At 71.6% G+C, this 9692-nt stretch carries 9 protein-coding genes; 1 reads left to right on the forward strand and 8 read right to left on the reverse strand.

Features of this window, described 5'->3' with window-relative positions:
- Positions 1 to 51 precede the first annotated feature (51 nt).
- The 6 genes from LG395_RS38270 to LG395_RS38295 form a co-directional block, all read right to left on the reverse strand.
- Positions 52 to 1389: a cellulase family glycosylhydrolase gene (locus LG395_RS38270; RefSeq protein WP_225813780.1), complete on the reverse strand. Its 1338-nt coding sequence runs from the start codon at positions 1387 to 1389 to the stop codon at positions 52 to 54.
- A gap of 868 nt (positions 1390 to 2257) precedes the next feature.
- A complete protein-coding gene (locus LG395_RS38275) occupies positions 2258 to 3025 on the reverse strand; it encodes an SDR family NAD(P)-dependent oxidoreductase (protein ID WP_225813782.1) in 768 nt (255 codons plus the stop codon).
- Positions 3022 to 3498 (reverse strand): MFS transporter, encoded by a 477-nt coding sequence (locus LG395_RS38280; RefSeq protein WP_263983548.1) that lies wholly within the window; start codon positions 3496 to 3498, stop codon positions 3022 to 3024. The genes LG395_RS38275 and LG395_RS38280 overlap by 4 nt, the downstream gene beginning before the upstream one ends.
- 14 nt (positions 3499 to 3512) lie before the next feature.
- Entirely contained in the window at positions 3513 to 3896 is a 384-nt protein-coding gene (locus tag LG395_RS38285) for an MFS transporter (RefSeq protein ID WP_372463521.1), read from the reverse strand.
- 209 nt (positions 3897 to 4105) lie between these two features.
- Positions 4106 to 4516 carry a (R)-mandelonitrile lyase gene (locus LG395_RS38290; protein ID WP_225813788.1) on the reverse strand — a complete coding sequence of 137 codons (411 nt, stop codon included), beginning with the start codon at positions 4514 to 4516 and terminating at the stop codon, positions 4106 to 4108.
- A 41-nt stretch (positions 4517 to 4557) separates the two neighbouring features.
- Positions 4558 to 5574, reverse strand: a complete 1017-nt coding sequence (locus tag LG395_RS38295; protein ID WP_225813790.1) for a zinc-dependent alcohol dehydrogenase family protein — start codon at positions 5572 to 5574, stop codon at positions 4558 to 4560.
- Positions 5575 to 5786: 212 nt separating this feature from the next.
- Here LG395_RS38295 and LG395_RS38300 point away from each other — a divergent pair, with 212 nt between their 5' ends.
- Complete coding sequence (locus tag LG395_RS38300; protein WP_225813792.1) at positions 5787 to 6668, forward strand: helix-turn-helix transcriptional regulator; 882 nt, start codon at positions 5787 to 5789, stop codon at positions 6666 to 6668.
- 626 nt (positions 6669 to 7294) lie between these two features.
- On the opposite strand, the gene LG395_RS38305 is transcribed toward LG395_RS38300, so the two are convergent.
- Complete coding sequence (locus LG395_RS38305; RefSeq protein WP_225813794.1) at positions 7295 to 8164, reverse strand: MurR/RpiR family transcriptional regulator; 870 nt, start codon at positions 8162 to 8164, stop codon at positions 7295 to 7297.
- A 37-nt stretch (positions 8165 to 8201) separates the two neighbouring features.
- Entirely contained in the window at positions 8202 to 9539 is a 1338-nt protein-coding gene (locus LG395_RS38310) for a cyanophycinase (RefSeq protein ID WP_225813795.1), read from the reverse strand.
- Positions 9540 to 9692 lie beyond the last annotated feature (153 nt).

Raw genomic sequence — 9692 nt, forward strand, 5'->3', positions numbered from 1 at the left:
TCGAGGGCCGCGTCCCCGTGGACGCGGCCCTCAGGTATACCGGGGAGCGTGTCAGCTCCTCGCGCAGGCCGCGCCGTTGAGACTGAAGGCGGCCGGGACGCCGTTGGTGCCGTTGGCCGAGGAGCCGTTGAAGCCGAAGCTGACGGTGCCACCGGCCGGTATCGTCTCCGTCCAGGACTCGTCGGTCACCCGGACCTCACTGCCCTGCTGCACGGCCTTGGCGTTCCAGACCGAGTTGAGCCGCTGGCCACCGGGGAAGGCGAAGGCGAGCTGCCAGCCCTTGACGGTGGTCGTGCCGGTGTTGCGGATGGTGACGTCCGCGTTGAACCAGTTGCCCCAGTCGCTCAGGCGGTAGTCGACCGCGCAACTGCCGCCGGGCGAGCCGGGGTCGGTGAAGACGGTGGCCTCCTTGGCGGTCTGCCGGATGCCGTTGGGGCCGGTGAAGATCCGCTGCCCCCAGGCGGTGAGCCGGGAGGCGTCGAAGTCGGTCGCCATGTCCAGGTACTCGACGCCGCCGCCGTTGCCGCTCCAGGACCAGCCGAGGTAGCCCACGCCCGACTGCTGGGCGGTGGACATGATGGCGTCCTCGTCCGGGTCGCCGTCGGAGTGCATGTTGCCGAATTCCCCGACGACGATGGGAAGGTGCTGCGAGGTGAACCGGGAAAGGTAGCTCTGGACCTTCTCGGCGGTGTTGAACACGCCGTACATATGGATCGAGAACACGGTGTTGTGTTCGGGATCGGAGGCGAATACCTCCGGCGCGTGGTCGCGCATGGTGAAGGACCAGTCCTGACCCCAGTTGGGGGCGTCCACCATGAGCATGTGGTGGAATCCGGCGGCTCGCATGCGGGCGATGGCGTTCTCGGTGTCGGAAGTCCAGGCCGAGAAACCGGAATTCCCGTACGGCTCGTTGCCGATGTTCAGGATGACGTACTTTTCCTGACCCTGCACCGCGTCCTTGACGCTGGTCCAGTAGTCGACGGCGCGCGAGAGGGAGACGGCCCCGTCCTGTTCGCCGTAGCCGGTGGTGTCGTGTGCCTCCAGGACGCAGACGAGCCGGTTCTGCCTGCACTGAGCCACGACGGCCGAGACGTCGGCGGTGTCGTTACTGGTCCAGCGGTCACCGGTGGCGAGGACGACGCGCACGGAGTTGGCGCCCAGCGCCTTGATGTCCTTCAACGCCTGCGCCGTCCTGGTGGGGTACCAGGCGTGGGCGTGGTTCACGCCGCGCAGGACGAACTCCTTGCCGTTCGCGTCCAGCAGTCGCCCGTCGGTGACGTGGAACCCCGCCGCGGCCTGGGTGTCCGCCTGAGCCGGGGCCGGTGCGGCCAGTACCGAAGCCGCCAGGGCCAGCAACGCGCCCGCCGCGGTGGCCAGTTTCCTTCTCATCCACTGCTCCCAAGAAGATGGTGCGTGCCGCCGACGCGAGTCGCGCCGGCGCGCGCAGCACTGCTATTCAGTGTGTGACCGAACCACCGGCACGCGTCGACCCCGGCGGCGCGCCGGAAGACGTAAGAGCGAAATGCGCGAGCCGATGTGACATTCCGCCGCCCGGAGGGTGATCAGCGGCTCACCGGTCGGCGGGACGTTCAATCGCCAATGGAGACCATTCACCGAACTCGCCACGGATAACGGCGGCTTGGTCGAGCCTCACGATCGGCGACTGGGAGAGAGGCTAGGGCGAATGGTCCGCCCGTTCAACCGTGACGACCAAACCGGTTAAGTTTAGTTCGAGTTCAGTCGTGAGCCCGCTGGGCGCCGACCTCCCGGTCCCCGGTGGTGGCCCCGAACACCGTTCCTTCGCGCGACACGGCGACCCTTTGCCCGGCCGGCACATCGGCGGACGCCGCCCCGACGCCGACGGCGGCACCGGTGGAGGGGCAGTGACCCGGTGCGCCAACGTCGGTTGCTTCCTCACCCGTCGGTGCGGGCAGCGGTGGACGCGCGTTCAACCCCCGAGCGTGGTCGCGCCGGGGAACTGCGTCGCCGCGTTTCCCTACCTCAGGTCTGTGCGGTGGCACGGGCCGAGGCGGCGGCCGCCGCGCCGATGAGCCCGGCGTCCCGGGCCGGTTCCGCCGGTACGATCGCCAGGTCAGGACGGCCTCCGCACGGGAGAGGCGCCGCGTTCCCGGACACCGCGGTCCCGGCCCCAGGTCACCCGGATGGCCCACCAGCGCAGGCGACAACCAGTTGACGACTTCTCGCTGACGTCAGCGGATGGCCCATCCCGAACGCACCGCAGAGCTGCGCCGGGTGATTACTGGGCGGTGTAGCCGCCGTCGACGGGGAGCGCGACGCCGACGACGAAGCCGGCGCCGGGGCTGCACAGCCACAGGACGGCCTGGGCCATCTCCTCAGGTGTGCCGAGCCGGCCCATGGGCTGGTTGGCTTCGGCTTCGGCGCGGTCGAGTTCTCCCTTGGCGATCATGTCGCTGACCATGGGGGTGTCGATGGTGCCGGGGCAGATGGCGTTGATGCGGATGCCGCGCGGGGCGTATTCGAGTGCGGCGCTGGTGGTCAGGCCGATCACGCCGTGCTTGGAGGAGTGGTAGGAGGCGCGGCCGGGCAGGCCGACGAGGCCACCGAGGGAGGAGCAGTTGACGATGGCGCCGCCGCCTTGGGCGCGCATGTGCCGCAGTTCGTGCTTCATGGACGCCCACACACCGCGCAGGTTGATGGCGTGGACGCGGTCGAACTGGTCCGCGCCTTCGTCGGCGGCGTCGGCGGGTGGGATCTGGATGCCGGCGTTGTTGTAGGCCATGTCGAGACGGCCGAACGTGGCCACCGTGCGGTCGACGGCCGCGGCGACCTGGTCCTCGTCGGTGACGTCGCAGACCAGGGCGAGGGCCTGGTGCCCGGCGTCGGTGAGGTCCCTGGCCGCTTCGTGCACCGCGGCTTCTTTGACGTCGGCGAGGGCAACGGCGGCGCCGGAGGTGGCGAAGGCGCGGGCGACGGCCAGGCCCATGCCGGAGCCGGCGCCGGTGACGAAGGCGACCTGGCCGGTGAAGTCGTAGGTGGGGTTCACGGGGTTTTCTCCTTGAACGGGGTGTCAGATATCCGGACGGATTCAGGACGGCGTCGACGTGGCTTCGGTGGTCTGCGTGGTGCCGGTATCTGAGCGTCGGGGTTGTTCCGGGTGACGTTCCGGGTCGTCCCCCGCTGGGCGGCGGTGGCCAGGGCGATCAGCGGCAGCAGGGTCAGGCCCGTGAAGAGGGCGCCGATCAGCGCGGGGCCGGTCACGCCGAGCGAGGAGGCCAGGGCCCGGCCGGCAAGCGCGGAGCCGGCGGCGATGCCGGTGTTGTGGGCGGATGTGGTCAGCGACGAGGTCAGGGTGGGCGCGTCACCGGGGAAGCGGACCGCGAGGGCGGTGACGACCAAGTTGATCGTGAACCCGGTCAGGGCCATCAGGAAGATCAGGGTGACGGCAGCTGCCGGAGTGGTGGACAGCGGGATCAGCGCGAGCAGGGCCGGCGCGGTCGCCGGGATCGTCGTGGCCATCGGGCGCCGGTCGCTCAACCGGCCGCCGATCGCGCGGTGCCGCCCAGCGCGCCGGCGCCGAAGGCGACCAGGACCAGCGGCACGGCCCCGGCCGGGATGCCGGCCCGGTCGGTCAGCAGCGGGGTGATGTACGTGTAGGTCGCGAGCACCCCGCCCATGATCAGGACGGCTGCGGCCGGCGCCGGCCACAGACGGCCCTGGCGCAGCGCCCGGATCCCGCCGCGGACGGACACCTGTGCGCGCCGCGGGGTGCGGGGCAGGAAGCGTCCGATGACGGCGGCGGCCAGGGCGGCAAGGGCGGCCAGGACCCAGAACAGTCCGCGCCGGCCGGTGACGTGTCCTGTCTGGGAGCCGGCGGGGACGCCGACGACGTTGGCCAGGGTCAGGCCGCCCGACATCACGCTCACGGCCCGGGTGGCGTTCGCCGGTCCGGCGGCGGTGGCTGATCGTTGCAGGCCGTCATGGGACGGATCAGGACAGCGCGGAGGAAGGTGTGAAGCACGGGCTTGTCTTTCCACACTCCGCTGGGTCGGATGAGCTGCCGGGCCGCGCACGCGGCAGTACCGGGGATGGGCGCTGGAAGGACAGGGTGGCGCGGCGCCGGGCTTCAGTCGGTGGCCGGGGCGGCGGCGTACTCCTCGTCGGTGACGGGGGTCAGCCAGTGCACGAGGGCGTGGTCGTCGTCGCCCTCGTTGATGGCCACATGCACCATCAGCCGGTTCGGGGCGGCGCCGTGCCAGTGCTCCTCGTCGGCCTCGAACAGGACGCGGTCGCCGGGGCGGATGACCTCCACTGGTCCGCCGCGGCGCTGGCACAGGCCGACGCCCTCGGTGACGAAGACGGTCTGGCCGAGCGGGTGGCGGTGCCAGTGGGTGCGGGCGCCGGGCATGAAGTGCACCAGCGACGCGGTGACCCGGGACGGCTCGGGCGCGGCGGCGACGGCGTCGATGTAGACGTCGCCGGTGAACCAGTCAGCCGGCCCCTTGACGGTGTCGATCGAGCTGCGGGTGATCTGCACGAAAAGCTCCTTGTAAGGGTGGCGGGGTAAGGGCAGGCAGGTCAGGGCTTGAGGAGTGTCTTGACGGCGCGGCGCTCGTCCATGGCCCGGTAGCCTTCCGCGACCTCGCCCAGGGGCAGGGTGAGGTCGAAGACCTGGCCAGGGTCGATCGCGCCGGTCAGGACCCGGTCGATGAGGCCGGGCAGGTAGCGGCGTACGGGGGCGGGGCCGCCGCGCAGGCCGACGTGGGAGAAGAACAGCTCCTGCCCGTCGACGGCGACGTCGTGGGGGACACCGACGAAGCCGACGTTGCCGCCGGGCCGGGCCGAGTGCAGGGCCTGGCTCATGGCCTCGGCGGTGCCGACGCACTCCAGCACGCTGTCCGCGCCGATCCCGCCGGTCAGCTCCTTGATCCGCTCGACGCCCTCCTCGCCGCGCTCGGTGACGATGTCGGTGGCGCCGAACTCCCGGGCCAGCTTCTGCCGGGGCTCGTGCCGGGACATGGCGATGATCCGTTCCGCGCCCATCTCCTTCGCGGCGATCACCCCGCACAGGCCGACCGCGCCGTCTCCGACGACCACGGCCGTCGAGCCGGGCCCGACCTCGGCGGCCTCGGCGGCGTACCAGCCGGTGCCCATCACGTCGGAGACGGCCAGCAGACCGGGCCAGAACTTCTCGTCCGGCACCTCGTCGGTGGCGACCAGGGTGCCCTGGGCGTCGGGGATGCGCACGTACTCGGCCTGGCAGGTCGACATGAACTCGCGGCGCAGGCAGGCCGACTGGAAGCCGTTGCGGCAGTTCGCGCACGTGTTGTCGGAGGTCGCGAAGGAGCCGACGACGAACTGGCCCGGCCTCACCGAGGTGACCGCGGAGCCGACCTCCTCCACGAAGCCGACGTACTCGTGGCCCATCGGGTGCGGGTCACCGATCGGCTCGGCACCGCGGTAGGGCCACAGGTCCGAGCCGCACACGCAGGTCACAGCCGTGCGGATGACGGCGTCGGTCGGCTTGAGGATCTTCGCGTCCTCCACGGTCTCGAAGCGGACGTCGCCGGGGGCGTAGATCATTGCTCCGCGCATGGGAGAGGTTCCTTTGCTTGCCGAGGCGTGCGGTCCCGGATGTCCGGGCCGTCGCCGAGTGCGGGGCCAGATGCAAGATCCCGTCGTGATGACCGGGCGGAAAGCACCACGTCATCCAGGTAACCCGCGCTTCGCACCCGTAGCCAGACACCATCAAGGGGTGTACCGCCAGTACATCCCTGTGGACACGGGCGCGACGTACCGTCGAAAGCGTGGACAACCAGGCAGAGGTCCGCGAGTTCCTCACCTCGCGGCGAGCGAAGATCACCCCTGAGCAGGCCGGCCTGCCCTCCGGGAACCGCCGGCGCGTGCCGGGCCTGCGCCGCAGCGAGGTCGCCGCCCTGGCCGATGTGAGCGTGGAGTACTACGCCAAGCTCGAGCGCGGCAACCTCGCCGGTGTCTCCCCCGCAGTACTCGAAGCCGTCGCCCGCGCCCTCCAGCTCGACGACGCCGAACGCGCCCACCTGCTCAACCTGGCGCAGGCCGCGGACGGCTCCGACGCACTCACCCGGCCTCGTCGCCGTACCACCCGGACCTGGACCGCACACCGGAGCCTGCAGTGGGTCCTGGACGCCGTCACCGCCGGCCCGGCCTTCGTCCGCAACGGCCGCATGGACCTCCTCGCCACCAACCAGCTCGCCCGCGCCTTCTACGACGACGTCTACGCCACGGCCGGCAACCAGGCCAACCTGGCCCGCTTCCAGTTCCTCGACCCCGCCTCCCGCCGCTTCTACCCCGACTGGGACCAGGCCGCCGACATCGCCGTCGCCATCCTGCGCACCGAGGCCGGCCGCAACCCCCACGACAAAGATCTCCACGACCTCGTCGGCGAACTCTCCACCCGCAGCGACGACTTCCGCACCCGCTGGGGCGCCCACAACGTCCGCCACCACGGCACCGGCACCAAACGCTTCCACCACCACGCCGTCGGCGACCTCACCCTCGCCTACGAAGGCCTGGAAATGGCAGCCGAACCCGGCCTCACCCTCACCGTCTACACCGCCGAACCCGGCTCCCCCTCCGAAGAAGGCCTGCGCCTGCTCGCCTCGTGGGCGGCCAAACCCCAGCCCCTCACACCACACTCCGGCGGCTGACACCGCGCGCCAGGGCAGCGGACCTCCCGCCACTGTGTGAAACCTGATCGAGACGAGCTGGGCAACACCGTGCGCGCCAATCCATTCGGCGGGCCGCCGTACAGCACTCTGGCGGCGGCCTGCTCCGAATCCGCACCACGAATGCGAGGCCGCCGACGACCACGCCCTGGCCGCCCCGGCGCACCGCCCGCAGGACGCGCGCCCCGCGCGCCGCCGCGCCCCGGGAGCCGGTCGACCCCGCCCGCATCGGCCGCCGCGTCGTCCGGCGCCGGGCGGAGGACATGCATGGATGCCGTCGCCGCGGCGGCGGCCCTCGAGGACGCCCGGTTCGATGCCCGGCAGGACGCGCGGCACGCCACCGGGCCGGCCGGCACCGACGGGGCCAGGCATGACTCACGGCCAGCAGCCGGAGATCGTCGCGCGAAGCCTTCCCTCCGCCTGGGGGGATCGAGCTGGGACGCTGCGTGGCTTGCCGATGTTGATCGCGGGGCATGCCGATGTTGATCGCCGTGCCGCCGGGAGTTCGTCGGTCCGCTTGCGCAAGCTTGTCCTGGCCGGCAGTGCCGGGAGCACCGATCGAGCTGCCTGGCGTCGGCTCCTTGACGGCCCCGTCGCCTCGCTGAGCGCTACCCGAGTAGGCCGGTGGCTCGTGCCATTCGTTCGCCCTCCTTGAGCCGGGCGTGCGCCTCCTCACCGAGGAACCGCACCAGGCCGGTCACCACTGTCTCGATCAGGGCCATGGTCGGCACCAGGCTGTCGTAGGGAGAAGGGGCGGACACCTGCGCTGCCAGCACCACCTCGGAGTGAGCGGCGGCGGGCGACAGCCAGGGGTCCGTGAAGAGAACCACCCGGCCGCCCCGTTCGTGGAGGAGCGCGGCGAGTGCCGCTTTGTCGGGCTCGTAGCGCCGGTAGTCGAAGACGACCAGGACGTCGCGGCGCCCCCAGTTCGTCAGCGCGGCGGTCCTTTCGACGGTGCGCTCGGAGAGCACTGAGACGCCGTCGCGCAACTGCATCAGGTGAAGTGCCAGGTACTGGGCGAGGTGGTGTGTGAAGCGGCCGCCGGTCAGGGTGATCCGGCGTTTGGGGTCGCCGAGGAGTTCGACGGCACGCTCCAGGTCGTGCGGGGGCAGTTCGTCGTACGTCTGCGCGAGGGCTGCCGTGAAGATCCGGCGGCCCTGGTGCAGCAGGCTTTCGTCGCCCTCCTGCTCGCTCGCGCCGCGTTCCACGGCCTCGTACAAGGACAGAGGCGAGGCGCTGCGTTCCTCGAGCTCCGCGCGCAGTCCGGCCTGGAAGTCGGGAAAGCCGCGGAAGCCGAAGCGGCCCACGAACCGCAGCACCGTGGGTGCGCTGACGCGGGCGCGCTCGGCCAGCTGAGCCACCGTCTCGAGGCCGGCGGCGGGGTAGTCGGCGAGAAGCACCCTGCCGACCCGGCGCTCCGCGGGGCTGAGCCGGCCCAGCTGCTGGCGGACGCGGTCGGCGAGGTTGCCCTTGGCCATGGAACGGTTCCTTTGCGGGAGGAGAGGTTGATCGACCTTAGCGCTGCGTTCCGGCGCCTGGTTGGTCGGCGTCGATGTCCAGGCGCAGACCCACCAGAGTATGAGGGGTGTGGCCGTCCGCACTGAGCGGACGAAAGCCGTGCGGTTCGGCCAGGGTGACGGTGAAGCGGGGGTTGTCCTCGTACGTGGTCGCCGTGGCGGTGTGCAGTGTGGACGAGGCCAGCGCGCGGGCCGTGCCGCGCAGACTGTAGGGCGCGCCCTCGGTGTTGTCGGGGGAGTGGAAGACATCCGTGTTGGACGGCACCGGATCGTGCGAGGTCGGGGCCAGGGCCCGCTTGCCCGGTGTGGCCACCGTCCCGGCCCCCGGGTCGTAGCTGTCTCCCGATGACAGATAGGTGTAGCGGGCGTTGTGCAGGTGCCAGCCCGCGGGACCTTCGCCCGCGTGGGCCCCGGACAGGTCCAGAAGGCTGACGCCCTGGCTGCCGATCACTTTCACTCGCTCGCGACTGCTGCCGGCGTGGTCCACCACGAGGGCCGTGTCCTCGTCGAGCGCGTAGACGAGGTCGTGGCCGGTGTCCGCAGCCAGCCGCAGCGAGCGGCCCTCGCGCCCTGCGGTACCGGTGTGGGTGTCGACAAGGCCCGAGCGCAAGAAGCCGAAACCGCCCTCGGGGAGGTACCCGAGGACCGCCGGATCGTCGAAGTAGCCTGGGTGGCTGCCGTCGCGCAGCGCCGGGTAGGAGTCGCCGCCAGTGAGCATGTCGGGGCCGGAGGCGATCTGTGCGCCGGCGCTGGAGCCGGCGACGACCGCACCCGCCTTCAGCTTCGCGCGTATCGCGGCGAGCACCTTGGAGTCGGTGTGCCGGTCGCCGTGCAGCAGGGTGGTGACGTACCGGTACTGGTCGCCGCCGCCGAAGAAGAAGCCGGTCATGGAGTCGATCTGCTCGACCACCGCGTCGGACTCGGCGTTGGCCAGGTGGTCCAGGTCCACCGGTATCCACTGGGCGTCGGCGGCACCGTGCTGCCTGAACAGGCCGGCGTAGTAGGCGCCGTTGCATGCGGAGTTGCTGCACGTGGCGGGGTCGTCCGCGTTCGGGTCCTGGCTCGCCGGGACGGAAGCCGCGGTGAGGACGCCGATGCGGGCCCGTCCGGGGCCGCCCGCGCGGCGGATGATCTCGCCGTAGACCTGTGTGTTGTCGTCCTTGAGGCCTCCGCCGACCAGGACGAGTGATCCTCGGCTCGTAGCCGGCGGTCTCAGGGGGACCGAGGCGGGTGCCGGGGCGGCGCCGATCACGGCGAGACACACGGCGAGGCCGGCCGCGCCGGCGCCGCGCCGCATGCCGCGCGACGGGCGGGGAGAGCGCGTGTGAGCGTTCATCGTGGAACTCCTCAGGGGTGTTGGCTCGGTGCCGCGCGCGGCGGCCGGAGAGCTTCCGGTGGTGCGAGGCGTGTGCCTCGTCGTGGGGGGGGGGGCCCGGGGGGGGGCGCCCCCCCCCCCCCGGGGGCCCCCCGGGGGGGGCCGCCCGCCCGG

This window comes from Streptomyces spinosus (assembly GCF_020400655.1).
Classification (GTDB): domain Bacteria; phylum Actinomycetota; class Actinomycetes; order Streptomycetales; family Streptomycetaceae; genus Streptomyces; species Streptomyces argyrophylli.